The following is a 26,111-nucleotide window of genomic DNA, read 5'->3' as shown; positions in this document are numbered from 1 at the left end:
CGGGTCCGCCTGACCCCCGGCCTCCGGCACGGTGCCCGCCGCGAGGACACCCCGCGCGGCCGGGTACGGTGGCGGACGTGGTTGAACGCACCCCGGCTGAACGGCACATCTATCTCCGCACCGTGAGATTCGGCGACGTCGACTCCCAAGGGCACGTGAACAACGTGCGCTTCCTCGACTACCTGGAGGACGCCCGCTTCGGCATGTTCCACATCGATCCGTATGTCGCGGGCGACGAGCCGTTCAAGGGCCTGGTCGTGACCCGCCACGAGATCGACTACCGCCGCCCGCTGGGCTTCCGCGCCGAGCCCGTCCGCGTCGAGACCTGGGTCACGGAGATCAGGCCGGTGCGCTTCACCCTGCAGTACGAGATCCGCGACGACGAGGGCCTCTACGTCACCGCCAAGTCCGTGCTGGCGGCCTACGACGTCGAGCGGGCGGCCCCGCGCAGGCTCAACGAGGGCGAACTGGCCTACCTGAAACGTTACGCCGCCGAATGAGGCGCTGGCTGATGCTGGCGCTGGGCGTGACCGCGCACGCCGGCGTCACCCTGGGGTTGTTCGGCTTACCCCTGGTCATGCCCGAAATTTTGCGACATTTCAACGTCTTGCTACCCGTGGGCGCTCTCATCGTGAACGCCCCGGCCATCGGCATCCTGGCCGCCCTCGTCGCCTGGGGCGCGCTGGCCGACCGGCACGGCGAGCGGCTCATCCTGGGCCTCGGCGTCGGGACGGCGGCCCTGCTGTTCGCCGCCGCGGCCTTCGTCGAGCAGACCTGGGCGGTCATGGCGCTGCTGGCGGCGGCCGGGGCGGCGGGCTCGGCGGCCATGGTCGGCGGCGGGCGCATCGTGCTGGGCTGGTTCGCCCCGCCGGAGCGCGGCATCGCCATGGGCCTGCGCCAGGTCTCCTTCACCCTCGGCATGGCCGTGGCCGCCTTCGCCCTGCCGCCCATGGCGCGGGCGTACGGGCTGCCCGGCGTGTTCCTGCTCTGCTCGGGCGTGAGCCTGCTGGCCGCCGGGCTGGCCGCGCTCTTCCTGCGGGAGCCGCCGCACGCGATCTCGGGGGAGAGCCGGGAGCGGGCGCGCTCGCCGTACCGGCAGGCGGCGCTCTGGCGGGTGCACGCCACCAGCGCCCTGCACGTGGTGCCGCAGGTCGTGGTCAGCACCTACGGCGTGGACTGCCTGGTCAGCTCCTACGGCTGGGACGACGTGGCGGCCGGGCGGCTGTTCGGGGTGGCGGCGATCGCCGGGGCCGCGGTGCGCGTGGCGGCAGGCCGCTGGTCCGACCGCACCGGGCTGCGCATGCGGCCCCTCCTCCTGCTCACCCTGTGGAACCTGGTCGTGCTGGCGCTGCTGGTCGCCGGCGCCTACACCGGCAGCGCGCTCGGGGTGGCGGCGCTCGCGCTGGCCTCGGTCATGACCGTGGCAGGCAACGGCCTGGCCTACCTCGCGGCGGGCGAGCTGGCCGGGCCCGGCTGGGCGGGCAAGGTGCTCGGCACCCACAACACCGTGCAGAACACCGTCTCCCTGGCCGCCGGGCCGCTGGCCGGGACGCTGATCCTGGGCACGGGCTACTGGGCCGGCTTCGCCGCCGGGCTGGCCTGCGTCGTGCTCTCGCTGCCCGTCATCCCCTTCAGAGGGGAGCAGCCGAAGAGGTCATGAGTCGCACCTCAGCCACACCGCCGTGTCGGGCGGCAGCAGCCCGCGCTTCAGCGGCCCGCTCTCCAGCAGCACCTCGTCGTGCCCGGGCAGCCGCACCGGGCGCGTCCCGCAGTTGACCGCGCAGATCAGCGGCCCCCGGGTGAAGAAAAGCGCTCCCTCGGGAGACTTCAGCCACTCCAAGGAGTAGGGGATCGAGCCGACCAGCTCGCGCCGGCAGGACAGGGCCCGCCGGTAGAACTCCAGCGTCGAGTCCGCCACCCCCTCCTGCTTCTCGACGCTCAGCTCGGCGAACGACTCCGGCTGCGGCAACCACGGCTCGACGCCGCCCGGCGAGAACCCGTGCGAGGGCGGGTCCACCGTCCACGGGATCGGCACCCGGCACCCGTCGCGCCCCGGCAGCTCGCCCTTCGACTGGAAGAAGACCGGGTCCTGCCTGGCCTCGTCCGGCAGGTCCGTCACCTCGGGCAGGCCCAGCTCCTCGCCCTGGTAGAGGTAGGCGGAGCCGGGCAGGGCCAGCATCGTCAGCAGCGCCGCCCTGGCCCGCGCCAGGCCCGTGCCGGGGTCGGGGGTGTCGTAGCGGGTGCGGTGGCGTACGACGTCGTGGTTGGACAGCACCCAGGTCGCGAACGGCACCGTGGACAACGTGTCGTCGATCACCTTCCGGAACGCCGTCGGCGACCACGGAGCCTGCAGCCAGGCGAAGTTGAAGCTCTGGTGCAGCTCGTCGGGGCGCAGGTAGCGGGCCAGGTCCTCGGGGCTGTCGGTCCACACCTCGCCCACGGCCATCCGGTCGCCGGGATAGCCGTCCAGCACCCGCCGCCACTCGCGGTAGACGTCGTGCACCTCCGGCTGCCCCCACACCGGCGAGGCCGACGTGAACGACTGGTCGCCCACGTCGGGCAGCCCCTCGGCCTTGTACAGCCCCATGGCCACGTCGATGCGGAACCCGTCGACGCCCCGGTCCAGCCAGAACCGCAGCACGTCGAGGAACTCCGCGTGCACCTCCTGGTTGCGCCAGTTGAAGTCGGGCTGGCCGGGCGCGAACAGGTGCAGGTAGTACTGCCCGTCGGGGACCCGCGTCCAGGCCGAGCCGCCGAAGGTGGACTGCCAGTTGTTGACGGTGTCGCGGAAGATGTAGCGCTCGCGGCCCTCGCCCCGCAGCGCCGCCCGGAACCAGGGATGCTCGGAGGAGCTGTGGTTGGGCACGATGTCCACGATCACCCGCAGCCCGTGCCCGTGCGCCTCGGTCACCAGCGCGTCGAAGTCCGCGAGCGAGCCGAACAGCGGGTCCACGCCGCGGTAGTCGGCCACGTCGTAGCCGCCGTCGGCCATGGGGGAGGGGTAGAACGGGGTCAGCCAGATCGCGTCGACACCGAGCCGCCGCAGGTAGGGCAGGCGCTCGCGCACCCCCGCCAGGTCGCCGACGCCGTCTCCGGAGGCGTCGGCGAAGCTGCGGACATAGATCTCGTAGACGACTGCGTCACGCCACCAGGGGATATCCATGTGGCGTGTCATGCCCCGTTAGGTGGGAGAGTTCACCAGGCTTTGCGCTGCATAGACCAGATAGTCCCAAAGCTGGTTCTCCAGCTCGTCCGGCAGGTCGAGCTCGTCGACCGCGTCACGCATGTGCCGCAGCCAGGCGTCGCGCTCGGCCTCGCCGATGACGAACGGCACGTGCCGCATGCGCAGCCGGGGGTGGCCGCGCTGCTCGCTGTAGGTCCGGGGGCCGCCCCAGTACTGGATCAGGAAGCCTCGCAGCCGCTCCTCGGCGCCCGTCAGATCTTCCTCGGGGTAGAGCGGTCGCAGGATCGGGTCTTCCGCGACCCCCTCGTAGAAGCGGTGCACGAGGCGCCGGAAGGTCTCCTCGCCCCCGGCGGCGTCGTAAAAGGAGGTCTCTGTCACGTCACCTAGCTTAGGCGGTGGTGACCATGAGGACGCCCCCGGCTCGGGCGGCGGCGCCCCCGGCGGGCCCGGTGGTTCAGGCGGTCGCGACCATCGAGATGCCCGCGGCGTCGAGCGCGGACTTGACCCGCAGCCGCAGCTCCCGCGACACCTCCGCCTGCGCGGAGGGCAGCGTCTTGGCCGTGATGCGGAACACCAGCGAGCTGTCGGAGAGCTGCTCGACGCCGAACACCTGCGGCGGCTCCACGATCTTCGCCTCGCGCAGCTCGGTGTCGGCCCAGATCTCCTCGGCCACGTGCTCCAGCAGCACCCGCACGCCCACGACGTCGGAGTCGTAGGCCACCGGCACGTCCATGTACGCCCGCGACCACCCCTGCGACTCGTTGCCCACCCGGGTGATGGTGCCGTTGCGGATGTACCAGACCCGGCCGTCCAGGTCGCGCAGCCGGGTGACGCGCAGGGTGACCGCCTCGACCGTGCCGACCACGCCGCCCGCGTCGATCACGTCGCCCACGCCGTACTGGTCCTCCAGCAGCATGAACATGCCCGCGATGAAGTCCTTGACCAGCTCCTGCGCGCCGAAGCCGATGGCCACGCCGAGGATGCCGACGCTGGTCAGCAGTGGCGCGATGGGGATGGTGAGCCGGTCGAGGACGGTCAGCACGGCGGTGCCCAGGATCACGATGGAGGCGATGTGCTTGAGCACCGACCCCATGGTCTCGGCCCGCTGCCTGCGCCGCTCGTGCAGGAGCGCGTCGATGCCGTCGGTGGCCACGCCCTTGCGGAACCTGCTGGTGAGCGAGCCGCCCGTGGCCGCCCGCGTGACCACCTTGGTGATCACCCGGTGCGCGATGTTGCGCAGCAGGAACCCGAGCACGATGATCAGCACCACCACGACCACCATGGCCACCAGCGGAGCCCAGCTCGCGTTGTTGAACACCCCGGTGAGCGCTGAGCAGACGGGGTCGTTCTGGCAGGTCGCGGTCACGTCTGAGGTCACCTTGTCGAGATCAGGCAGCACCGATGAGGTCGAGGACGGTGGCGAGGTCATCACCTGTGCTGACACTATGGCAGATCCCCCTCCGGAAGCGGTTCGGCCGACGGATTGGACCGATTCGATCCAAAAATACCGCCGACCGAACCGCCCGCCGTCACATCACGCCGGGGAAGACGGGGTCGCCGGCTCTCTGGGCCGCGGAGGGAGAGAGCCGGCGCTCCGATGACGGACGGCACGGTACGGGGCACACACCCGGAAGTGTGCCCTGTCCCGGTTCCGGGAGGGATCCCCCGAACACCCGCCCGGCGGACCGGACGGGTGGCTCGATGGGCACGGCGCGCGGCGCCGTGCGGACGCGCAGGAGGTCGGAACCGGCGAAGTGGCCAGGGCCCCGGCGAACAGGAGGCCCTCCGCACCGGCCACTCCGCCGGCTCCCCGGAGCCGCCGCGGGACATGGTGAGCCGTGGTGGCTGCGCTCCACCCGGTTCACCACCGTGGTCATTCCCCTACGGCGGCGAGCACGCGGGCGACCTTCGTCGCGGCACCGGCCGGGTCGTCGGCCGTGTGCATCCGTTCGCCCCAGGACCAGCAGTACCACCAGTCGGGCATGCCGGAGACGGCCGCCGGCCGGCAGGTGACGTTCTCGGAAAGGCTCGTCGCGTTCGGGTTGATGACCCGGACGAACCTGCGCCCGCTCTGGGTCTGGACCACTCGTGCGAGCAGCCCGCGCGCGCCGAGTTCGGCCACGAGACGCTCCAGGTGCTCGTAGTTGTCGTCCCCCACCGCGTTCCTCCCTCAGGAATCGTTGCTGGTGGGCCAAACATGGCTCAAGTCAACGGCGGACGCAACGGCGCCTCCTGCTCACGGGGAGTCGCTTCTCCCTCATGGGAGGTAAGAAACAGTCCCGAGGAGGACGATCCTTAACCGTAGGCTTGTCGCGCGCGATTCCAATCCCTTCGGTATTGCTTCATAGTCATGGGTAGGCGCACAGCGACTTGAAGGCTACGCTGAGTCACCAGTTGCGGACCCGTCGAGACATGCGTGAGAGGGGCCGGGATGTCCGGCAGACAGCACAGGGAGACGGAGATCGCCCGGCGGATCAGGGCCAAGGGCCTGGCCGCCGGGCGCACGTCGGCTCAGATAGCTGATGAGATCCATGAGGCGTGCACCGGCCTGTTCAGCACGTCCCGCATAAAGGCGCATCGCCTGGCCTACGGGATCGCGCTGGCCGATGTGATCGAGCAGGTCAGGGCCCTGTTCGAGCGCGACGCCAAGCCCATGCCCGGCATCGGCGAGACGCTGCTGTCGGCCTATGAGAGCGGGCTCAAGCGCCCGGGCCCCGAATACCTGCACTATCTGTGCACGGTCTATCGGGTCGAGCCGGCCGCGCTGGGTTACGACGCCCCCTGCATCTGCGGCCACGGCCACCGGATGCCGGGCGTGCTGGGCGAGGTCAAGGATCGGCCGCTGATGGCGGTCACCGACCGCGAGCTGATCATCACCCCGATGGAGCCCGAGCCCGACGCGGAAGAGGACGAGAACATCCTGCGCCGCACGTTGTTAAGGCTGCTCAACACCGGCACCACCCTGGCCGAGCAGCTCGACGGCCCGGTGCTGGGAGCGTGCGAGGGCATCAGGCGCAGGATGGACGAGACGCTGGTCTCGGCCACCGTGTCCGCCGCGATGCTCGACCAGTGGGAGGAGGCGACCACCAGCTTCGGCCGCCAGTACACGACCACGGCCCCGCTGCGGCTGCTGTGCGACGTGCTGCTGGAGCTGAGCGCGGTGCGCACGGCGATGTCCCGCCGCCAGCCCATCGACCTGCAGGAGCGGCTGTGCCGCATCGCCGCGCAGCTGTCGGGGCTGAGCGGCATGATCCTGATCAACCTGGGCGACCACCGGCTGGCCCGCTCGTTCTTCCGCACCGGGCGCACCGCGGCCGACGAGACCGGCGACCGCGCGCTGCGGGCGTGGATCACGGCCAGGGAGTCGCTGGTCCCCCTCTACTTCGGCGACGCCCGCGAGGCGCTCAACCTGGCCAAGAAGAGCCGCGACATGGCCGGCTCCACGCCGTGTCCCGCGCAGGCCATGGCGCCGGTCGTCGAGGCCAGGGCGCTGGCCATGATGTCGGGGGCCGACAGCAAGAAGGAGGTCGTCGACCAGGCCAAGCGGGCCCTGGCGCGGGCGAGGAACGCCTTCTCCCACATGCGGGCCGAGGACAAGGAGGACCTCGCTTTCGGGTACACCGAGAAACAGCTCTACTTCTACCAGGGTGACGTGCTCACCAAGCTCGGCCAGACGCTGGAGGCGGAGGTGGTGCTCGACCAGGCGCTGACCAAATACGAAGACCACATCCTCGACCAGACGCTGATCAGGCTCGACCAGGCCCAGTGCAAGCTGATCGACGGCGACGTCAAGGAGGCGGTGGCCATCGGCACCAAGGCGCTGAAGCTGGTCAGCGACGAATATCTCACCGATCTCATCGTGCGGCCCGCCCAGCATCTCGAACAGCTGATCATCGCGCGGGACGAGCACGCTCCGGGCCTGGAGGAATATCGGGCGGCATACCGCCGGTTCAAGCAGCCCCAACTGAAAGGGGGCGATGGATGAGCCTGACGATCAGGCGCTATCGCTGGTCGGATCTCGACACGATCGTCGCACTTCACCGGATCTGCCTCGCGCAGGTGGGCCTGGTCCCCGGTGACGGCGTCTACTACGACGACGACTTCCCGCGGATCCAGGAGATCTACCTCGCCTGCGGCGGTGACTTCCTCGTCGGGGAGGTGGACTCGCGGGTGGTGGCGATGGGCGGGCTGAAGCCCGTCGACTCCCACACCGCCGAGATCTGCCGGTTGCGGGTCCACCCCGCGTTCCAGCGACGCGGCTTCGGCGCGACCATGCTCGCCGCGCTGGAGCGGCGGGCGGTGGAGCTCGGGTTCGTCAGCGTCATAGGTGACACCACGCTCAACCAAGAGGCCGCACTGGCGCTGTACGAGCGCCAGGGCTGGCGCGAGCTGTCCAGGGAACAGGTGGGCGGCCTGACGGTCGTCCACATCGAGAAACACCTGGTCCCGCCGGCGGTTCTGGAGCTCTAGAGCACGCGGCACACGAACGGCCCCACCCCATCCCCTCCTGGGGCGGCATCCTCCCCCTTCTCCCGGTGAGCACTCCCGGGCTCTCACGGCGTGACGTCGCCGCCGTTACCTCAGGTGAGACTTTCCTGTCTTCCAAATCGGACATCATTTGCCAAATTCCCATGCGCGACATGGTGGGCTTGGGCTGATATCGGCTTCCACGGATAAGGTTGTACGAACCGGCGGGTGAGGGTCTTACCACTCAGGTGTAAGCAACCATCACCGGCTGCGGCCTGTACATTTGAGGCCGCTCATCGTAGTGTCATGCTTTTCTCATGGCGGATAAGCCCGCTCCCCGCCCCCTACTGGGAGTCTTGCTCCTGTTGTACGTCAGCGCCGCTTGGGGGTCGGCGTTCCCCTTGATGAAGGACCTCATCGAGCGGTTACCTGTCGAAGACCTGCTCGCCGAGCGCTACCTGCTCGCCGCGGTGACGCTGATAGCCATCAGGCCCGGCTGCCTCCTCGGCCTGTCCCGCCACACCTGGATCAACGGAGCCCTGCTCGGCCTCATGTTCGGCGCGGGCCAGGCCGGGCAGGCCGTCGCTCTCGACAGCCTCCCGTCGGCCGTGTCCGGCTTCGCGGTCGGCTGCAGCGTCGTGATCACGCCGATCCTCGCACGGGTGCTGCAGAAGGAGCCGGTGCGGCGCCGGGTGTGGGCGGGGGTGGGGCTCGCGCTGGCGGGCATGGCCGTGTTCACGCTGGTGCGCGGGGTGGAGGAGCACCGGATCTCGCTGCTCGCGCTGGTCGTCACGCTCGTCGCGGCCGGCCTCTACTCCGGTCACACGCTGCTGCTCGGGCATCTGTCCAAGAGCCCGGCCGGCTTTCCGGCGTACGAGCTGACCGTGATCCAGCTCCTCACCATCGGGACGCTCACCGGAGTCGTGGCCGTGCGCGACGGCGTCTCGCTGCCGTCCGGCTCCAACGACTGGCTGATCCTGCTCCACCTGTCGGTGATCTCGTGCGCGCTGGGCTTCCTGGCCCGGTCGAACGCCCAGAAGCACCTGGCCGCCGTGCCCAGCCAGATCCTCATGTCCTCCCAGCCCCTCTGGGTGGCCGCGATCGCGGTGATCTGGTTCCACGAGCCGATGGGGTGGACGATGGTCGTGGGCGGGGTGCTGATGGCGGGGGCGACGATGTTCGCCCTGCCCGCGGGCGCCGTCACGCCGGCGCGCGAGCGCCACCGCCGTGACCTGCTGCTCCTCGCCGGCCGGGCGGCCTCGGTGCTGGCTGAGCGGCGGATCAGGCGGGAGGACCCGCTGCATCTGCTGAGCGGTCCCGCGCCCTACATCGCCAGGAGCGCGTGCGCGAACGTCGCCTCGTGCCCCTGGAACACCCGATCGCTCAAGGGCGGCGCCGAGCCGAGCCTGGAGCGGCTGATCGAGCGGGCCACCCGGATCGTGCACGAACGCAACCGGCCGGGGCCCGGCTGCTGCCGGTCGATCACCCTGCTCGGAAGGTGCCTGTGCGACTTGATGGGCGAATCCGAGCGCCGTCATACCACAGGTTTGCAGCGTTGGTTTCGGTCCTGACAGGTTAGACCTGTCATTCAAAAGGCAAGTGCTTTTTATCCATTAGCCGCCCACTTAATCGCGACAAACCTTGATATTCGGTGGAGTGACCCAATAATGGGTGCAACCCGAGTGGAGAGGCACGTCATGAAGCGCATCGTCGTCCGCAAGCCTGGAACCGCGAGGCTCGCCGGGACCTCCAGCGTCATTCACAAGGGGTGACTGAGGAGAGGTCCCACCTCAGCGTCCAGGGTGAACCACCCGCCCGATGGGGGGCCGCGCGGCTGCTGACGCCGCCGATCGACGCGCATCGCCGGCCGCGCGGCCCCTACACGGTGGCGGCGGCCCTGCTCCGCCGCCTGGTGCCGCCGCTCCTGGGGCAGGCCCCCGAGCTGGTGGCGGCTCACGACATCGAGATCCTGGCCGCCGCCCCCGAGCTGGCCGGCATCGTCCCGGCCCGGCGGGGCACGATCGACGCGGAGCTGTCGGACGAGGAGCGCATCCTCGTGCCCGCGCCCCGCCGCACGCTGCGACTGGCCAACGGGATCGCCGAGTTCGTCCGCGACGGCGTGCGCCCCGGGCGGGCGATCGCCGTGTGCAACGCCGCCGCGGCCGACCCCACGGACCTCGAACTGCTCGACGTCATGACCCGCCGCGTCCCGCCCGCCACGCTGACGATCATGGTGTACTCCGGCGGCCCCGAGCCCCCGCCCGACACCCGCGGACCGGACGAGCTGTGGGCGGCCGTCGACCGCTGCATGCGTGAGGGCTTCCTGCACTGCGCGGCGGAGCTGGGGGAGCGCGGCCTGGCGGCCACCGAGCCGGGCGGCGCGCTCTGGTGGCGCTTCGCGCAGCGCACCGCGACCGCGCTGGGCGGCCTCGGGCGCACCGAGGAGGCCCGCGCGATCTGGGACCGGGTGCGCCTGTCGAGCCAGGACCCGAAGATGCACGCCGCGGCGGCGTACGGCACCGCCATGCTCGACGCCCGCCACCCCGACCCCGCCCGCCGCGACCTGCTCAGGGCCAGGGCCTGGATGAACGCGGCGATCGCCATCTCCACCCTCCTGCCCGATCCCGCCGATCGGGCCTTCAAGCTCGGCTTCGACCGCAATGGCCTGGCCCTGATCGAGCTGCGGGAGGGCCGGCTCGACGCCGCGCTGGCGCTGGTGGAGTCGGCGATCGAGCTGGCGGCCGGGCTGGGCGAGCGCCACCGGCCGCACCGGATGGTGCTGCTGGCCAACCGGGCGCGGCTGCTGGCCGGGCTGGGCCGCGCCAAGGAGGCGCTGGACGACTTCGGGGCGGCCATCGCGCTCGACCCCGGCTTCCCCGACACCTACCTGGAACGCGGCAATCTGCTGTTCAAACTGGGCCGGCACGGCGCGGCGCTGGCCGACTTCGAGCACGCGATGCGGGCCGGGCCGCCGCTGCCCGAGGCGTACTACAACCGGGCCGAGCTGCGCAGCGTGCGGGGCGACACCGAGGGGGCGCTGGCCGACCTGGGGCGGGTGATCGAGCTCGATCCCGGTTGCCTGGACGCCTACATCAACCGCGCCGGGCTGCTGGCCGGGCAGGCGCGGGACGAGGAGGCCAGGGCCGACGTCGAGGACGGGCTCCGGCTGTCCCCCGGCAACCCCTACCTGCTGACCGTGCTGGGGCAGATCGAGACGGCGGCGGGCCGGCACGCCGAGGCGGGGGCGGCGCTGGACCGGGCGGTGGAGAGCGCGCCGGGGCTGGCGGCGGCGTGGGGCAACCGCGGGGTGCTGCGCTATGCCACCGGCGACCTGGAGGGCGCGGTCGAGGACCTGACGCGCGCCATCGACCTGAGCCCGCAGGCCGACCTGTACGGCAACCGCGCCGTCGCCCTGCGCGCCCTGGGCCGGACGGCCGAGGCCGAGGCGGACGATCGCCGGGCGGCCCGGCAGTCCTGATACTGCCGGGCGGCGCGGCAGTCCTGATACTGCCGGGCGGCGCGGCAGTCCTGATACTGCCGGGCGGCGCGGCAGTCCTGATGGGACCATGGGGGCATGAGGGGGCGAATGGGGCGGGCGGCCGTGGTGTGCGCGGCCCTCGGCGTGTTGTGGTGGGCCACCGTGCGCGTGGCGTGGGCGGGCGTCGGCTGCGCGGACTGGGGCTGCCTGACGCCGGCCGTGGGCGTCGTGGTGCTGATCAGCCTGGGGCTGCTGGCCGGGTCCGCGTACGCGCTGGAGCGGGTAGGTGTGCGGCCGGGGCGGCGGGTGGCGCTGGCGGCGGCCGGGGTGCTGGTGGTGCTCAGGCTCGCCGCCGAGTCGCTGCCCTCGTGGCCGTCCTCGGTCGCCGACGGGGTCCTGGCCGGCGCGGCCTTCGCGGGAGCGGGGGCGCTGGCCGCGTTCGTGACGGAGTCCGGGGTGGCGCGGCGGTGGAAGGTGGCGGCGGGGCTCGGCGTGGTGGCGCTGCTGCCGGTCGCGCTCGTGGCCTCCCTGGCCAGGCACGGCCTCTGACCCGTACCGGGATCCTTGACAGGGACGGCTCCGGGGAGGACTGTTCCGTATACGGAACCCCCTCGCTTCCGGAGGTGCTGTCATGCGGGCCAACTCCCGATTCGCGCACGTGCAGCCGTTCGACATCGACCAGGTCGCCGCCGCGGCCGGGGCCGACCCCGACGTGCTGCGGCTGGAGAACCTGGACACCGACGTGCCGCCCCCGCCGGCGGCCGTCGCGGCCACCACGCGCTCGCTGGAGGAGGGGACGGGCAACAGCTGGCTGCCGTTCACCGGGCTGCCGGAGCTGTGCCGGGCGGTGGCGGACGACCTGCGCGTGCGCACGGGGCTTGGCTACGACCCGCTGCGCCAGATCGTCATCACCTCGGGCGGCACGTCGGCGGTCATGCCCGTGCTGCTGGCCACCACGGAGCCGGGCGACGCGGTCGTGCTCACCGACCCGACGTACGCGGGGCTGCTCCAACGCGTCCGGCTGGCGGGCGCGCGCCCGAGCCTGGTGCCGCTGCGCGTGACCGGCGGCTACTGGCGGCTGGACCGCGAGGCGCTGGCCGGGGTGGCCGGCGCCGCGGCCCTGCTGCTGATGAGCCCGTCCATGCCGTCGGGCGTGGTCTTCGACGAGGAGGACTGGGCGGCGGTCGCGCGGGTCTGCGAGCGCACCGGCGCCTACCTCATCTATGACGCGGCGATGGAGCGCATCGTGTTCGACGGCCAGCCGCGCGTCAACCCGTGCCGGGTGGCCGGCCTGGCGGAGCGGACGATCGTCATCGGGTCGATGTCCAAGGAATACCGCATGATCGGCTGGCGGATCGGCTGGGTCGCGGGCCCGGCCGACATCATGTCCCGGATCATGGTCGCGACCATCTACAACACGACCGTGGCCAGTGGCTTCCACCAGCTCGGCGCCGCCGCCGCGCTCAGGGAGCCGTCGGGCGTGGCGGAGGCGGTCGCCGAGTACCAGGCCCGCCACGACACGGTGATCGCGCAGCTCGACGGCCTGCCGGTGGTGCGGGCGGGCGGCGGCTGGTCGTGCCTGGTGGACGCCGGGGCGCTGGGCCTGACGGCCGCCGACCTGTCCGCCCGGCTCCTCGAACGCGGCCGGATCGCCGCCACCCCCATGACCGCCTGGGGGGAGACCGTGGCACCCCGGTACGTGCGCCTGGTCTTCAGCAACGAGCCCGTCAAACGCCTGTCCGAGCTGCGGGCCCGCTTCGACGCCGCGCTGCGCTGAACACCGTGCGTGCTGAACACCGTGCGTGCTGAACACCGTCCGTGCTGAACACCGTCCGTGGCGCGACCGGATGGCACTACGGTGGTGGCGTGGGCTTCAACGAGCTGCTGGACGACCTCGACGACAGTGCGGCCGCGCAGGCGGCCGGCATCAAACGCGGCTACGGCGGGCCACCCGCCAGGACGGTGAGCGTCAGCTCGGGCATGACCCGGCTGCGCTGCGCCTCCCTGCTCAAGCCCCTGTACGCGTGGGTGACCGCCGCCCGCATCCCCGACGCCGACCGGTGGCGCCGCCACGCCGAGCCCGCCGTCGTCGTCTCCTCCAACGCCGACACGCTCAACCTCTGGCTGGCCGTCGGCCCTCGCATCATCCTCGACGACCTGCGCGAGCGCACCGGCGTGGCCTGGTCGCCGCCGAACGGCGACCCCTCCAGGTTCGGCTCGGTCGAGGTCGCGGCCGGCGAGGTGGCCCTGGCCTACGCGGTGCTCGCCCAGGCCGCCGCAGCGGGCGACCCGGCGGCCGAGACCGTGCTCGGCTGGATGGGGCAGGTGGCCGAGCCGCAGGCGTTCGGCGTGCGCGAGGCGCTCGGCTGGCCGGACGCCGCGGTCAAGTGCGGCTGGTACGGCGCGCCCGACGAGACCCTCCTGCGCACGCACGCCGTGGCCGTCCAGCGCCGCGGCGGCACCAGGGTCGGCGTGGCCGTGGCGATGACCGCCCTGCCCTACACCGACGCCTACGAGCGCGAGGTCTACCGGGAGAGGGTGGGCAAGGGGCTGCCGGTGGAGGCCGAGCACGAGAAGGTGGGAGGCGCGCTGCTGCGCGGCCTGATGGCCGCCACCCGCACCGAACTCGGCCGCCCCTGACACCCCCGGCCGCCCGCGACCCCGGCCGCCCGCGCCCGACCGCCGTGCTTCTGGCGCTGACCCGCCGCGTGAGTTGTGAGGCCGCGTGAGCGCCTGAGCGGCCGGCGCCGGTCCCGGGCGGTAAGCGCCGGTCCCGGGCGGTCAGCGCCGGTCGCGGGTGAGCTGCTCGACCACCTCCGCCAGCTCGGGCGGCTCGACGCCCGCGGGCACCTCCTCGGCCCACACGTAGCCGCGGAAGGCCGCGCGCTCCTCCTCCGTCAGCGCCCCGGGCCGCACCTCGGGGCGCGCCTCGGCGAACCTGGCCAGGTAGAACGGCTCGCGCTTGACGAACCTGACCCCCAGCCACCGGAAGTCGCGATCCACCTCGACGCAGCGGTCCAGCACCGCCGACCCCGGCAGCCCGGTCTCCTCGGCCAGCTCCCGCCGGGCCGCCGCCAGCAGGGTCTCGCCGGGCTCGGTCCGGCCGCCGGGCGGCTCCCAGACGTCGGCGCCGGCGACGTGGTCGTACCAGTGCATCAGCAGCACCCGGCCGTCGCGGTCGAGGCACACGACGCGGGCGGAGGGGTGGTCGTTGACGTCGCTCACGGGGGAGACGCTACCCGGGCACGTGGTTGCGCAGCCGCAGGGCGTCGGGGTAGGGGGAGAAGAACGTCTGGTCGCGCACGTACGCCGCGGCCTCCCCGCGGGCGTGATGGCGCAGCAGCGTCGTGGGCACGCTCAGCGGCACCAGCCCCGCCCGGTAGGAGTCGATCACCTCGACCACGTCGGCCCGCCGCACCGGGTCCAGGGCCAGCATGCCCAGGCAGTGCTGCAGCACGTTGACGTTCTTGCCCGTGCCGGCCCGGGTGGCGAGCGCGCGCCGGAACGCCTCGGAGTAGCGGGCCGCCACCTCCTCGCGCGGCGCGGCCCCGGCGGTCGCCGCCGCGCGGCCCGCCTCCCGGTAGAGCCGGGGGTCGTGGGCCAGGAGCTGCATCTTGTGCCGGGCGTGGAAGGCGACCAGGTCGCGGGGGCGCCAGTCGCCCTCCAGCAGGGCGCGGAGCCTGGCGTGCGCGAACACCCGCTCCACGAAGCCCTCCCGCAGCAGCGCGTCGTGCAGCCGGCCCTCGTCCTCGACCGGCAGCAGCGGATGCCGCTCCATGACCATCTCCGCGTACAGGCCGCGGTTGCGCCGGTCCACCGGTGTGCCGTCCGGCCGGTAGCAGGGCACGCCGTGGATGCCGCAGGTGGGGCTCTTGGCCTTGAAGACGTACCCGTCGACGTCGAGCCCGGCGGCCCGCCGCGCGGCCGGCGCCGTCACCAGGCCGGTCACGTCGGTGCGGGTCGTGCGGGTCACCAGGCGCGGGCCGTCCGGGGAGCGCTCCAGGCGCATGGTCTCGCGCGGGCTGCCCAGCCCGGCCTCCATCTCGGGGCAGATGGGCACGTAGTCCACGTACGGGGCCAGCTCGTCGGTCAGGAACCGGTCCCGGCTGTGGCCGCCGTCGAACCTGACGGGCTCGCCGAGCAGGCAGGTGGAGACCGCCACCCGGGGCCGCCCGTCCGTCCCGCCTTCGGTGATCACACCTCACATTGCAGCCCCCAGGAGGCGCGGCGGGCAACCAAGCACGGGAAGATCTCTTGCCCAGGGGAACGCGACCCCGCTCAGCGCTTCATCGCGCCGTCGGTGATGGCGTCGGCGGCCTCGCCGATGGCCACGCCCACGATCTCCAGGCGGCGCACCAGCTCCCGCTCCTTCATCACCTCCGAGGTGAGCTCCCCGGAGAAGATGCGGGAGATCTCGTACTGGTACATCCGCCGGATGGCCCCGCCCGCCTTCTTCGCCTCCAGCGCGTCATGGGTCACCACGGAGGGCCGCGAGGCCAGGTCGCGCACCGCGTTCTCCAGGGCGTCGATGCCCGCGATGACCTGGTCGAGCAGCGGCGTGAACCGGATCTGGTCGGCCACCCGGTACAGGTGCGACTCGCGCACGAAGTCCCGCAGGTTGTCCAGCACGTCGTCGATCGAGCGGGACAGCCGGAACAGGTCCTCCCGGTCGATGGGCGTGACCAGCGCCGACTTCAGCTCGTCGATGAGGCGGGCGCGCTCCTCGTCGCCGAGGTGCTCGATCGCGCGCATCTGTTCGTGCGCGCCCGTCCTGCCCACCTCGCCGCCGATCATGGCCATCGCCAGCCACGCGCCCTCCTTGGTGGCCTTGAGCTGCCCGAGCAGCGCCTCGGTGAGCGCGCTGTCCATGCGCCCGGTCATGAGATTCCTGATCCTCCGCAGCCGCTTCATGCCCCGGCCGCCTCGGTACGCACCGTCCCCTTCACGACAGTTCCCCCAATCCCTTCACCAGCAGGGCCAGACACCAGCCCAGCAGCCCGCTCGCGGGCAACGTCAGCATCCAGGCCGAGACGATCTTCCCGGTGGCGTACCAGCGGACCCGGCCGCCGCCCTGCGCCACGCCCGCGCCGATCAGCCCGCCCGCGATGGCCTGCGTCATGCTCACCGGCATGCCGACGGCCGCGCACGCGATCACCGCCGCGCCCGCGGCCAGCTCCGCCGCGACCCCGTGCGGGGGCCGGGAGGCGATGAGCTGGCGGCCCAGCGTGCGGCCCGCCTTGGGCAGGCCGTACAGGGTGCCGAGGGCGAACAGCGCGGCCACCGCCACCGTGTACGCCGGCGGCGCCCCGGAGAACCCGACCGCGATCATGAACACGGCCAGCATCTTCTGCGCGTCGTTGGAGGCGTACGCGAAGGTCTGCAGCAGGAACCCGGCCCAGTGCCAGCGCCACAATCCCCGGGCCGTGGTCGTGGCCACCAGCACCCGGATCAGCACCCACGCCAGCAGCCCGCCGGCGAACGGCGCCGCCACCCCGAACGCCAGCACCAGCGCCACCCACCCCGGCGAGGTCGGCAGCCCCCACCCCAGGCCCGCCCCGGTCATGCCGCCCACCACGGCCAGCGTGAGACTGGTCGGGCGCCCCTTCGCGCTGAGCGTCCCCACCACGGCGAGCGCCGCGATCACGGCGAGGGTCATCGCGATCGGGCCGCCGGGCTCGTCGAACGAGGCCAGCCGCGTCACGAACGTCAGCGCCACCTGATGCGTCAGGAGCGGCACGAACGCCACCATCGCGACGAGCACCAGGATTCCGGTGATCGGGCGCAGCACGGGCAGCTTGAGCCCGGTGGCCAGCAGGGCGCCGCCGTCATTGACCCCGGACACGATGGCGAACAGGCCGGCGACCACGACCAGGACGACGGTGTCCAAGGGCATGCGCTCCCTCCCGCCCTGCCCGGCACAGGCGGGGCCCGTTCGCTGACCTACGGCCTCACCGGGGAGATCCGCGCAGGCGTTCGTCCATCCGCGTCACCGGTGATACCGAATGACTACCCGAGATGTGCCGAAAGATGGACAAGCGGCCCATGTGATGACGAGCACGCTCCGGAAACCCCGCGCCGCGGGTACTCTCGACCCAGGCCGCCGGCCGGTAATCTGCCCTGATCAGCCGCACGACGCCCGACCGTCCACGTCCGCGAGAGTGAAGACATGACCAGCCCCGCCGAATACATCCTGACGCTGTCCTGCCCCGACCGGCCCGGTGTCGTGGCCGCGGTCTCCGGCCTGCTGGCCGGACACGGGTGCAACATCATCGAGAGCCAGCAGTTCGGCGACCAGGGGGCGCAGCGCTTCTTCATGCGCGTGCAGTTCGCGGGAGCGCTGGGGGAAGACGAGCTCAACGCCGCCTTCGCCGCGCTCGCGCCCGACTTCGCCATGGAGTTCAGGCTGCGCGACGTGGCCAGGAAGCCGCGCGTGCTGATCATGGTGAGCAAGTTCGACCACTGCCTGAACGACCTGCTCTACCGCGTGCGCTCCAAGGCCCTCGACATCGAGATCGTCGCCGTCGCCTCCAACCACCCCGACCTGCGGCCGCTGACGCAGTCGAACGGCATCGACTACCACCACCTGCCGGTCACCCCCGACACCAAGGCCAAGCAGGAGGCCGAGGTGCTGGCGCTGGTGGAGCACTATCAGGTGGACCTGGTGGTGTTGGCGCGCTACATGCAGGTGCTGTCCGACGAGCTCTGCGAGAAGCTGGCGGGCCGGTGCATCAACATCCACCACTCGTTCCTGCCGTCGTTCAAGGGCGCCAAGCCCTACCACCAGGCCCACAGCCGCGGGGTCAAGCTCATCGGCGCGACCGCCCACTATGTGACGGCCAATCTCGACGAGGGGCCGATCATCGAGCAGGAGGTGGTCAGGGTCAACCACAGCCACTCTCCCGAGGACCTGGTGGCGATGGGGCGCGACGTGGAGTGCCTGGCCCTGGCCAGGGCGGTCAAGTGGCACGCCGAGCAGCGGGTGCTGCTCGACGGCCACAAGACCATCATCTTCCCGCGCTAGCCTGCCCGCCGGAGCCGCCCCCGCCGGAGCCGCCCCCGCCCGCGCCGGGGCCGTCCCCGGCGCGGGCCCGGGTGCCCCCGGCTACAGGCCGGTGTGCCGGGCCAGGAACGTCAGCGTGTCGGCCGACAGGTCGACGCTCCTGCTCACCGAGCGGGCGCCGTGCCCGACCTCGGTCTCGTTGCGCAGCAGCACCGGACGGCCGGACGTCGAGGCGTGCTGCAGCGCCGCGCACATCTTCCAGGCGTGCAGCGGGTGCACGCGCGTGTCGGACTGGAAGACGGTGAACAGCGTCGCGGGGTAGGCCACCGACTCCCGCACGTGGTGGTAGGGCGAGTAGCCCCACAACCAGCCGAACTGCTCGGGGTCGTCGGCGGAGCCGTATTCGACGTTCCAGGTGGCGCCGAGGCCGAACTTCTCGTATCTGATCATGTCGAGCAGCGGCGCGGAGCAGACCACGGCCGCGTACAGCTCGGGGCGCTGCGTCAGGGCGGCGCCCACCAGCAGGCCGCCGTTGGAGCCGCCGGAGATGCCGAGCTGCTCGGGCGTGGTGACGCCGGTGGCGATGAGGTGCTCGGCCGCGGAGTGGAAGTCGTCGAAGACGTTCTGCTTGTTGGCCAGCATGCCGGCGCGGTGCCAGTCCTCGCCCTCCTCGCCGCCGCCGCGCAGGTTGGCGATGGCGTAGACGCCGCCGGCCTCCACCCAGGCCAGGATCGAGGCGGAGTAGCCGGGGGTCATGGACAGGCCGAAGCCGCCGTAGCCGTACAGGATGGTCGGGCGCGGGCCCTGCGCCTCCTCGACCGGCGAGATGACCAGCATGCGGACGTCTGTGCCGTCCTTGGAGCGGTAGACCACCTGCTCGGTGCGGACCGGCGGCACCTCGACCGCGCCGGGGGAGGCCGCCCAGAGCGTGGTCTCGCCCGTGCGGGCGTCGTAGCGCTGGATGGTGGGCGGCGTGGTGTTGTCGGTGTAGCCGAACCACGCCTCGTGCCCGCCCTCGGGCCGCTCGGCGATGCCGCCGATGCTGCCCAGCCCCGGCGTGGGCACCTCGCCCAGGCGCTCGCCGGTCGCCAGGTCGTGCACGGTGATCTCGCTGATCGCGTGGCGCGTCCAGCCCACCAGCATGACCGGGCGCTCCAGGTCGTCGAGGATCGCGAAGTCGCTCAGCACGGCCTCGGGGTCCTCGGGGATGAGGTCACGCCAGGTCTCGAAGCCCGGCTCGGCCGGGTCGGTGACGCAGACGCGGCCCCGGGAGGCGTCGCGGTCGGTGTGCACGTAGAGCTTGCCGTCGCGGCCGAACACCAGCCCGGACTGCGCGTCCACGCCCTCCTGCACGACCGTCAGCTCCGGCCGGTCGATCGGGGAGGCGGTCAGGTCGGCCAGCCAGATGTCGTTGCGCGGCGCCGTGCCCTCGTGGGCCGAGACCTGCAGCCAGCGGCCGTCGCGCGAGACGGAGACGCCGTAGTAGTTGGTCATCTTCAGCCCCTGGCCGAAGATCATCACGTCGTCCTCGGTGGAGGTGCCGACGCGGTGCAGGTAGACGCGGCGGTGGAACTGCGTCTCGTTCTCGGGCACCTCGGTGCTGGGCAGCCGGCGCACGTAGTAGAACGCCTCCCCGCCGGGCAGCCACGCCACCGGCGAGTAGCGGCACCGGTCGATCGGCCCCTCGACGCGGGCGCCGGTGGCGACGTCCATGATGTAGAGGATCGACTCCTCGTCGCCGCCCACCGAGATCTGGTAGGCCAGCAGGCGGCCCTCCTTGTCGGGCTGCACCGCGTCGAGCGTGGTCAGGCCGGACGGGTCGATCGCCATCGGGTCGATGAGCGCCCGCTCGGTCCCGTCGGGCTCGACCACGTAGTAGACCGCGTGCTCCTGGTCGGGCGTGCGGCGAGAGAAGAAGTAACGCTCGCCGCGCCAGGCCGGCACGCCCACCGAACCGGACCTGAGCAGCTCGGCGATGCGGCTCTTGAACCGCTGGGGCCCGCGCTCCTTGGCATAGAGCTCGGCCTGCGCGTGCAGCCACCCCTTGGTGTCGGGGCTGTCCGGATCCTCGAGCCACCGGTAGGGGTCGGGGACGGGCGTTTCGTGCAGGATGTCGGTGATGTCTTCGCGACGTGCTGTCGGGTACGGCTCTCGCGTCATGCAGGAACCCTACTGCCAACGAGCATGCGTAAAGCGCTGGTCGAGCGGGCATAAAACGTACCGTGAGTCCCTCTGGTCATTCCGGCAGGAGGTTTTTGGAGTGGCGGGGACCACGGTGCAAACGCCAGACTTGGTGACAGGACGGTGCCGTGGTGACCATCCGCTGGACCGTCCGGCGGAGGTCCACGTGACGGAAGCACGAGTGCCCCAGGAGGGGCCGACAGGCGGGACATGCCGCGGCATGTCCCCTTTGATACGCGCGCAGCGGGGAGAGGCCCGATGATGCGCCAAGTCCTGCTGCTGAATGCCACTTATGAGCCGTTGACCACCCTCTCGCTGCACCGCGCCGTCGTGCTCGTGCTGCGGGAGAAGGCCGATGTCGTGCACCGCGACGGCAGGGGCGCCGTGCTGCGCTCCGCCAGCCGCACGCTCGACGTGCCCTCGGTGATCAGGCTCCGCAGATATGTCCGCATCCCCTACCGGTCCCGCATCCCCCTGACCAGGGCCGCTCTCATGCGGCGCGACGACTACCGCTGCGCCTACTGCGGGCAGAAGGCCGAGACCATCGACCACGTCATCCCGCGTTCCCGGGGCGGCACCCACACCTGGGAGAACTGCGTCGCCTCCTGCACCACCTGCAACCACAGGAAGGCCGACAAATACCTGGAGGAGCTGGGGTGGACGCTGCGGGTCAGCCCCGCGGTGCCGCGCGGGGCCCACTGGCGGCTCATCGGCGCCTCACTCGTCGGCGACCCGCAGTGGGCGCCCTACCTGGAGGCGGCGGCCTGAAGCCACGTCGAGCGGGTCCGGGCGGCGGGCTGAAACCGCGTCGAGCGGGTCCGGGCGGCGGGCTGAAACCGCGTTGAGCGGGCCGCCTCCCGGCTGGCAGCATGAGCAGGCATGTGGAGCTTCACCTCAGCCGTCGAGGAATACGCCGCGGTCGCCGAGCCCTTCCTGCTCGGCGACCCGGTGCGCCACACGGTGGCCCTGACCGTGCTGGCCAACCTGCGGGCGGGCATGCCCGTGACCGATCCGCTCTTCGGCTGGTGGACGGCCGGCGGCGAGGTGCGCGGCGCGGTCTTCTCCATCCCGCCGCATCCCGTCGGCCTGTTCGCCGTGCCGGTCGAGGCCGTCGAGCCGCTGGTCAAAGCGCTCGACGGCGCGCTGCCCGTGTTCGTGGGCCCGCCGGAGGTGACCGGCGAGGCCATCCGGCTGCTCGGCAGGCCCGCCCGCGTGGTCTCCGAGCGGCTCTACCGGCTCGGCACGCTGACCGTCCCCGACGTCCCCGGCCGCGGCAGGCTCGCGGGTCCCGGAGACTTCCCGCTGCTGGTGAGCTGGTATCAGGCGTTCGGGGCGGAGACCGGGATGGGCGAGGGCGACGTGGTCGACCGGGTCGCGCGGCGGCTGTCGGCGGGGGAGCTGTTCGTGTGGGAGTCGCAGGGCGCGCCGGTCTCGCTGGCCGCGCTCTCCCCGGCCGCCGGCGGGGTCTGCCGCATCGGTCCCGTCTACACGCCGCCCTCGTGCCGCAGGCGCGGCTACGGCGCCGCCGTCACCGCGTACGCCAGCCGTACCGGGCTGGACGAGCGCTGCGAGCAGGTCGTGCTCTTCACCGACCTGGACAATCCCACCAGCAACGCCATCTACCAGGCGATCGGCTACGAGCCGGTCGCCGACTACGCCCATGTCAGCTACTCCTAGCGCGGCTACTATGGGCCCATGCCGCGTTACGACTTCCGCTGCCGCGCCTGCGGCTCCACGTTCGAGGTGTCCCGCCCGATGTCGGCCTCCGACGACCCGGCGACCTGCCCCGACGGTCACGACGACACGGTGAAGCTGCTGTCCACGGTCGCCATGACGGGCGGCGCGTCCGCCCCCCGGCCGAGCGGCGGCGGTGGCGGCTGCTGCGGTGGCGGCTGCTGCTCCTCCTGACCCCGCTCCCGGACGCGGTTCACACCTTCGCGGTCGAGGGCGACCTGGTCAGGGCCGTGACGGCCAGGCGGGCCAGCCGCTCGACCGTGTCGATCCCGGTCGCCATCTCCGGGCTGCGCTCCGACAGCACGGCGATCAGCAGCTCGTGCCCGTTCACCAGGAGCCGGCCCACGCTGTTGACCGTCCACAGGCCGTCGTGCGCCTCGGCGGGCAGCCAGCCGTTCTTGAGCGCCACCCGCCCCCGGGGGCCCGCCGCCGCGCTGACGCCCCAGGCCTGCGCCGGCTCCACCGACGACATGAGGTCCAGGGCGTAGCGCCGGTCGCGGGCGGGCAGCGGCCCGGCGGGGTCGGTGAGCAGCTCCAGCACCCTCACCTGGTCCGACGGCCCGCTGCGGGTGTATCCCCAGGAGAGCCCCGAGCCGGGCCGCGTGTGCCGCACGCCCAGCCGCCGCAGCGTCCGGTCGAGCCCGTCCGGGCCGCCGATGGCCAGGTAGAGCTCGTGCGCGCAGTCGTTGTCGCTGTGGCGGATCATGCGCTCGGCCAGCTCGCGCTCGTGGCCGGTCAGCCGGCCGCCCCGCCGCCCGTGCAGGAGCGCCAGCAGGATGTCCACCTTCGCCACGCTGGCCAGCAGGAACGGGCCGCCCCCGCCGAAGGCGTACCTGGTGCCGGTCGTGCGATCGTGGACGGCCAGCGCCGCCCGGCCGGGGCGATGGCGCAGGTAGCGCGCCAGCGTCCGGTCCAGCGCCCGGCGCTCGTCGTCCGGCAGCGCGCTCCCGGGGGCCGGCATCGGACGCGCCACCGGGACCGGACGCGGCGCCACGTCCGGGGGTCTCGCCGTACAGGAGGGCAGGACGAGCAGCAGGGCGGCGAAGAGCGGGAACTCTCGTACGCGCATGCCGGGAGCCTGCCACCCGCCACCCCAAAGGCCGGGGCCCCGCCGGTCAAACCCCGGCCAGTTTCACGCGGCGGAACGGGATCGCGGCTGGCTCAAGCCATCCGCTGCGGGCGGCGGCCAGGAGCAAAGCCGACCGCGTCGGGTGCGGCGGCCGGCCTCAAGCCGTTCGCGTCGGGCGGCGGCCGAGGTCAAGCCGTCCGCGTCGGGTGCGGCGGCCGGTGTCAGGCTGTCTGGGAGCGGTCGGGGTCAGGCGGCCGTGATGGTGCGCCTCTTGCGGCGCTGGAACGGCAGGAAACGATCGGCGAGGTGCGGGCGGGACGGCGTGAGCGTGGGCTCGACGGCGAGGATCCGGTCGAACCTGAACGCCCTGATCGCCCGGCGCATCCGGCACACGCCGACCAGGTACCAGTATTCGCGGTGCACCAGGCACGTCACCGGCTCGACGTCGCGGACGGTCACGACGCCCCTGGCGTCGCGGTAGTGCAGGCGGATCATGAGCCGGCTGGTGATGGCGTCGGCCATGAGCCGGGCCCGGGAGGCGACGTCCAGGGGCAGCGGCTCGGTCAGGGTCGTGAGGGTGGTGGCGATGACGTCGTCGTCGAGCTCCAGGTGCTCGAATGCGTGCTGCAGGCCACGCCTTGCGGTGACGGCCTGGGGGCCCGCTCCGAGGTGGGCGAGGGAGAGGGCGAGTGCGGCGATCTCGGCGGTCGTCAGCGGGCGAGTATCGTGCTTCACGACTGTCGTCATACCCCCAGAATAGGGATGACCACCGACAATTTTCGAAAGTGTGTCCGGAAGGGTAGCTGTGCGGCAGGCGAGAACCCTGTCACCTGCCGCACAGGGAATGGTGACTATCGCGACAGTTGCGACAGGTCGCGGGAGGCGCCGGTGGAGGCCGACGTGGTCATCGCCGCGTATGCCTGAAGCGCCACGCTCACCTTCCGGTCGCGGTCACGCGGCCGGTATCCGCCCAGCTCGGCCAGCAGCCGCTCGCGCCGCGCGGCCAGCTCGTCCTCCGGCACCCGCAGTTCCATCGAACGGCCGGGGATGTCGATGTCGATGATGTCACCGTCTTCGACCAGCGCGATCGCGCCGCCCTCGGCCGCCTCCGGCGAGGCGTGGCCGATCGACAGGCCGGAGGTGCCGCCGGAGAAGCGCCCGTCGGTGATCAGCGCGCACACCTTGCCCAGGCCCTTGCCCTTGAGGAAGGACGTCGGGTAGAGCATCTCCTGCATGCCGGGGCCGCCCTTGGGCCCCTCGTAACGGATGACGACGACGTCGCCGGCCTTGACGCGGCCGCCGAGGATGCCCTCGACCGCCTGCTCCTGCGACTCGAACACCACGGCGGGGCCGCTGAACGTCCAGATCGACTCGTCCACGCCGGCCGTCTTCACCACCGCGCCGTCGCGGGAGATGTTGCCGTAGAGCACGGCCAGGCCGCCGTCGGCGGAGTAGGCGTGCTCGCGGTCGCGGATGCAGCCCGCCTCGCGGTCGAGGTCGAGGTCGTCCCACCGGTTGTTCTGCGAGTAGGGCTTGACCGTGCGGACGTTGCCCGGCGCCGCGTGCCACAGCTCCACGGCCTCCGGCTTGACCGACGGGGAGCGCACGTCCCAGGCGGCCAGCATGTCGGCCAGCGTGCCGCCGTTGACGGTGGCCACGTCGCGGTGCAGCAGCCCGGCGCGGTCGAGCTCGCCCAGGATGGCGGGGATGCCGCCGGCGCGGTGGACGTCTTCCACGTGGTATTTCGCCGTGGCCGGGGCGACCTTGCACAGGCACGGCACCCGCAGCGAGATCTCGTTGATCTCCTTGAGCCCGAAGTCCACCCCCGCCTCGCGGGCGGCGGCCAGGATGTGCAGGATCGTGTTGGTCGAGCCGCCCATCGCCACGTCGAGCGCCATGGCGTTCTCGAACGCCTCGCGGGTGCCGATCGAGCGCGGCAGCACCGACTCGTCGCCGTCCTCGTAGTAGCGGCGGGTGATCTCGACGAGCCGCCGGCCGGCGTCCTCGAACAGCTGCTTGCGCGCCTGGTGCGTGGCCAGGATCGTGCCGTTGCCGGGCAGCGCCAGGCCGATGGCCTCGGCCAGGCAGTTCATCGAGTTGGCGGTGAACATGCCCGAGCACGAGCCGCAGGTCGGGCAGGCGTTCTCCTCCAGCTCCAGCAGCTCGGCGTCGGAGACCGAGTCGTCGGCGGAGGCGATCATCGGGTCGATGAGGTCGAGCTTCTTGCCGGGCGTCTTGCCGGCCTCCATGGGGCCGCCGGAGACGAAGACCGTCGGGATGTTCAGCCGGAACGCGGCCAGCAGCATGCCCGGCGTGATCTTGTCACAGTTGGAGACGCAGATCAGCGCGTCCGCGCAGTGGGCCTCCACCATGTACTCGACCGCGTCGGCGATCAGCTCGCGCGACGGCAGCGAGTAGAGCATGCCGCCGTGGCCCATCGCGATGCCGTCGTCGACCGCGATCGTGTTGAACTCGCGGGGGATCGCCCCCGCCTGCCTGATCGAGTCGGCCACCACCTTGCCGACATCCTGCAGATGCACATGGCCCGGCACGAACTGGGTGAAGCTGTTGGCCACCGCGATGATGGGCTTGCCGAAGTCGCTCCCGGCTACGCCGGTCGCCCGGAGCAGGGCCCGGGCACCGGCCATGTTCCTGCCGTGGGTGACTGTACGTGACCTGAGGGCGGGCATTGCATCTCCCATCGCTAGCGAGTCTTCACATGTTACGGCCATCGCCCGGTAAATGAGACGCTTGTCCACGAAGCGGACGGTTGGTTACCGGATCATGCCGCCGGCACGGCGGCACTCCTGTTCACGATAGACCCGCTCACGTCACGCCTTCGCCACCCCGGATCCGCCCGGCCCGGAGCGCCGGCGCGGCGGACCGGCCGGGGGGCGTACGGGCATCGCCAGGCACTAAGGCGGGCGCGCGAGATTCCCGGGGCGCCGGACCGGCCGAGGGCATGCGGGCCGTGCGGCCGATCGGCCGGGACGGCGGT

General features: G+C 72.0%; 25 protein-coding genes. 13 read left to right on the top strand and 12 right to left on the bottom strand.

The window, feature by feature from the left end:
- Positions 1 to 68 precede the first annotated feature (68 nt).
- Together IO39_RS47640 and IO39_RS47635 are read left to right on the top strand one after the other, a co-directional pair.
- Positions 69 to 500: an acyl-CoA thioesterase gene (locus tag IO39_RS47640; RefSeq protein WP_043640202.1), complete on the top strand. Its 432-nt coding sequence runs from the start codon at positions 69 to 71 to the stop codon at positions 498 to 500.
- Complete coding sequence (locus IO39_RS47635; protein WP_043640199.1) at positions 497 to 1,660, top strand: MFS transporter; 1,164 nt, start codon at positions 497 to 499, stop codon at positions 1,658 to 1,660. Before IO39_RS47640 ends, IO39_RS47635 begins: the two co-directional genes overlap by 4 nt.
- Here the strand turns inward: IO39_RS47635 and IO39_RS47630 are convergent.
- The 4 genes from IO39_RS47630 to IO39_RS47615 all read right to left on the bottom strand — a co-directional run bounded on the left by IO39_RS47630 (position 1,655) and on the right by IO39_RS47615 (position 5,342).
- Positions 1,655 to 3,163: a glycoside hydrolase family 13 protein gene (locus IO39_RS47630; RefSeq protein ID WP_084774727.1), complete on the bottom strand. Its 1,509-nt coding sequence runs from the start codon at positions 3,161 to 3,163 to the stop codon at positions 1,655 to 1,657. The two genes, IO39_RS47635 and IO39_RS47630, sit on opposite strands and share 6 nt — an antisense overlap.
- 18 nt (positions 3,164 to 3,181) lie before the next feature.
- Entirely contained in the window at positions 3,182 to 3,562 is a 381-nt protein-coding gene (locus IO39_RS47625; RefSeq protein WP_043640193.1) for a globin, read from the bottom strand.
- A 76-nt stretch (positions 3,563 to 3,638) separates the two neighbouring features.
- Complete coding sequence (locus IO39_RS47620; RefSeq protein WP_245642680.1) at positions 3,639 to 4,550, bottom strand: mechanosensitive ion channel family protein; 912 nt, start codon at positions 4,548 to 4,550, stop codon at positions 3,639 to 3,641.
- Between the two features lie 507 nt (positions 4,551 to 5,057).
- Positions 5,058 to 5,342, bottom strand: a complete 285-nt coding sequence (locus tag IO39_RS47615) for a hypothetical protein (RefSeq protein WP_043640187.1) — start codon at positions 5,340 to 5,342, stop codon at positions 5,058 to 5,060.
- A 273-nt stretch (positions 5,343 to 5,615) separates the two neighbouring features.
- Here IO39_RS47615 and IO39_RS47610 point away from each other — a divergent pair, with 273 nt between their 5' ends.
- The 7 genes from IO39_RS47610 (at position 5,616) to IO39_RS47580 (ending at position 13,769) form a co-directional block, all read left to right on the top strand.
- Positions 5,616 to 7,169, top strand: a complete 1,554-nt coding sequence (locus tag IO39_RS47610; protein ID WP_043640182.1) for an NsdA family TPR-like regulatory protein — start codon at positions 5,616 to 5,618, stop codon at positions 7,167 to 7,169.
- A complete protein-coding gene (locus IO39_RS47605) occupies positions 7,166 to 7,654 on the top strand; it encodes a GNAT family N-acetyltransferase (protein ID WP_043640179.1) in 489 nt (162 codons plus the stop codon). The genes IO39_RS47610 and IO39_RS47605 overlap by 4 nt, the downstream gene beginning before the upstream one ends.
- A 314-nt stretch (positions 7,655 to 7,968) precedes the next feature.
- The gene (locus tag IO39_RS47600) at positions 7,969 to 9,222 is read left to right on the top strand and encodes a DMT family transporter (RefSeq protein WP_084774725.1); all 1,254 of its coding nucleotides are present in this window, start codon (positions 7,969 to 7,971) and stop codon (positions 9,220 to 9,222) included.
- Between the two features lie 197 nt (positions 9,223 to 9,419).
- Positions 9,420 to 11,129: a tetratricopeptide repeat protein gene (locus IO39_RS59335; RefSeq protein ID WP_063765485.1), complete on the top strand. Its 1,710-nt coding sequence runs from the start codon at positions 9,420 to 9,422 to the stop codon at positions 11,127 to 11,129.
- 96 nt (positions 11,130 to 11,225) lie between these two features.
- Positions 11,226 to 11,678 carry a hypothetical protein gene (locus IO39_RS47590; protein ID WP_157549909.1) on the top strand — a complete coding sequence of 151 codons (453 nt, stop codon included), beginning with the start codon at positions 11,226 to 11,228 and terminating at the stop codon, positions 11,676 to 11,678.
- Positions 11,679 to 11,760: 82 nt separating this feature from the next.
- Entirely contained in the window at positions 11,761 to 12,906 is a 1,146-nt protein-coding gene (locus IO39_RS47585; RefSeq protein ID WP_043640176.1) for a pyridoxal phosphate-dependent aminotransferase, read from the top strand.
- Positions 12,907 to 12,947: 41 nt separating this feature from the next.
- The gene (locus IO39_RS47580) at positions 12,948 to 13,769 is read left to right on the top strand and encodes a hypothetical protein (RefSeq protein ID WP_043640172.1); all 822 of its coding nucleotides are present in this window, start codon (positions 12,948 to 12,950) and stop codon (positions 13,767 to 13,769) included.
- A 141-nt stretch (positions 13,770 to 13,910) separates the two neighbouring features.
- Here the strand turns inward: IO39_RS47580 and IO39_RS47575 are convergent, their stop codons facing one another.
- The 4 genes from IO39_RS47575 to IO39_RS47560 all read right to left on the bottom strand — a co-directional run bounded on the left by IO39_RS47575 (position 13,911) and on the right by IO39_RS47560 (position 17,022).
- A complete protein-coding gene (locus IO39_RS47575) occupies positions 13,911 to 14,354 on the bottom strand; it encodes an NUDIX domain-containing protein (protein ID WP_043640169.1) in 444 nt (147 codons plus the stop codon).
- Between the two features lie 10 nt (positions 14,355 to 14,364).
- Positions 14,365 to 15,327, bottom strand: a complete 963-nt coding sequence (locus tag IO39_RS47570) for a DUF523 and DUF1722 domain-containing protein (protein ID WP_245642679.1) — start codon at positions 15,325 to 15,327, stop codon at positions 14,365 to 14,367.
- A gap of 80 nt (positions 15,328 to 15,407) precedes the next feature.
- Entirely contained in the window at positions 15,408 to 16,010 is a 603-nt protein-coding gene (locus IO39_RS47565; RefSeq protein ID WP_245642678.1) for a DUF47 domain-containing protein, read from the bottom strand.
- Between the two features lie 61 nt (positions 16,011 to 16,071).
- Entirely contained in the window at positions 16,072 to 17,022 is a 951-nt protein-coding gene (locus IO39_RS47560; RefSeq protein WP_245642677.1) for an inorganic phosphate transporter, read from the bottom strand.
- A 273-nt stretch (positions 17,023 to 17,295) separates the two neighbouring features.
- Here IO39_RS47560 and purU point away from each other — a divergent pair, with 273 nt between their 5' ends.
- Complete coding sequence (gene purU, locus IO39_RS47555; RefSeq protein ID WP_043640156.1) at positions 17,296 to 18,150, top strand: formyltetrahydrofolate deformylase; 855 nt, start codon at positions 17,296 to 17,298, stop codon at positions 18,148 to 18,150.
- Between the two features lie 81 nt (positions 18,151 to 18,231).
- Here purU and IO39_RS47550 read toward each other — a convergent pair whose 3' ends face one another.
- Positions 18,232 to 20,289: a prolyl oligopeptidase family serine peptidase gene (locus tag IO39_RS47550; RefSeq protein ID WP_043640149.1), complete on the bottom strand. Its 2,058-nt coding sequence runs from the start codon at positions 20,287 to 20,289 to the stop codon at positions 18,232 to 18,234.
- A gap of 282 nt (positions 20,290 to 20,571) precedes the next feature.
- Here IO39_RS47550 and IO39_RS47545 point away from each other — a divergent pair, with 282 nt between their 5' ends.
- The 3 genes from IO39_RS47545 to IO39_RS47535 all read left to right on the top strand — a co-directional run bounded on the left by IO39_RS47545 (position 20,572) and on the right by IO39_RS47535 (position 22,218).
- A complete protein-coding gene (locus tag IO39_RS47545) occupies positions 20,572 to 21,078 on the top strand; it encodes an HNH endonuclease (protein WP_043640342.1) in 507 nt (168 codons plus the stop codon).
- Positions 21,079 to 21,189: 111 nt separating this feature from the next.
- Positions 21,190 to 21,987: a GNAT family N-acetyltransferase gene (locus tag IO39_RS47540; RefSeq protein ID WP_043640146.1), complete on the top strand. Its 798-nt coding sequence runs from the start codon at positions 21,190 to 21,192 to the stop codon at positions 21,985 to 21,987.
- A gap of 18 nt (positions 21,988 to 22,005) precedes the next feature.
- The gene (locus IO39_RS47535; protein WP_043640143.1) at positions 22,006 to 22,218 is read left to right on the top strand and encodes an FmdB family zinc ribbon protein; all 213 of its coding nucleotides are present in this window, start codon (positions 22,006 to 22,008) and stop codon (positions 22,216 to 22,218) included.
- Positions 22,219 to 22,237: 19 nt separating this feature from the next.
- Here the strand turns inward: IO39_RS47535 and IO39_RS47530 are convergent, their stop codons facing one another.
- The 3 genes from IO39_RS47530 to ilvD form a co-directional block, all read right to left on the bottom strand.
- Complete coding sequence (locus tag IO39_RS47530; protein WP_084774723.1) at positions 22,238 to 23,113, bottom strand: serine hydrolase; 876 nt, start codon at positions 23,111 to 23,113, stop codon at positions 22,238 to 22,240.
- 246 nt (positions 23,114 to 23,359) lie between these two features.
- Positions 23,360 to 23,860 carry a WYL domain-containing protein gene (locus IO39_RS47525; protein WP_043640140.1) on the bottom strand — a complete coding sequence of 167 codons (501 nt, stop codon included), beginning with the start codon at positions 23,858 to 23,860 and terminating at the stop codon, positions 23,360 to 23,362.
- A gap of 104 nt (positions 23,861 to 23,964) precedes the next feature.
- Entirely contained in the window at positions 23,965 to 25,803 is a 1,839-nt protein-coding gene (gene ilvD, locus IO39_RS47520) for a dihydroxy-acid dehydratase (protein WP_043640134.1), read from the bottom strand.
- Positions 25,804 to 26,111 lie beyond the last annotated feature (308 nt).

It is taken from the genome of Nonomuraea candida (genome assembly GCF_000725485.1).
Classification (GTDB): domain Bacteria; phylum Actinomycetota; class Actinomycetes; order Streptosporangiales; family Streptosporangiaceae; genus Nonomuraea; species Nonomuraea candida.
This window is presented reverse-complemented; position numbering and strand designations above follow the sequence as displayed.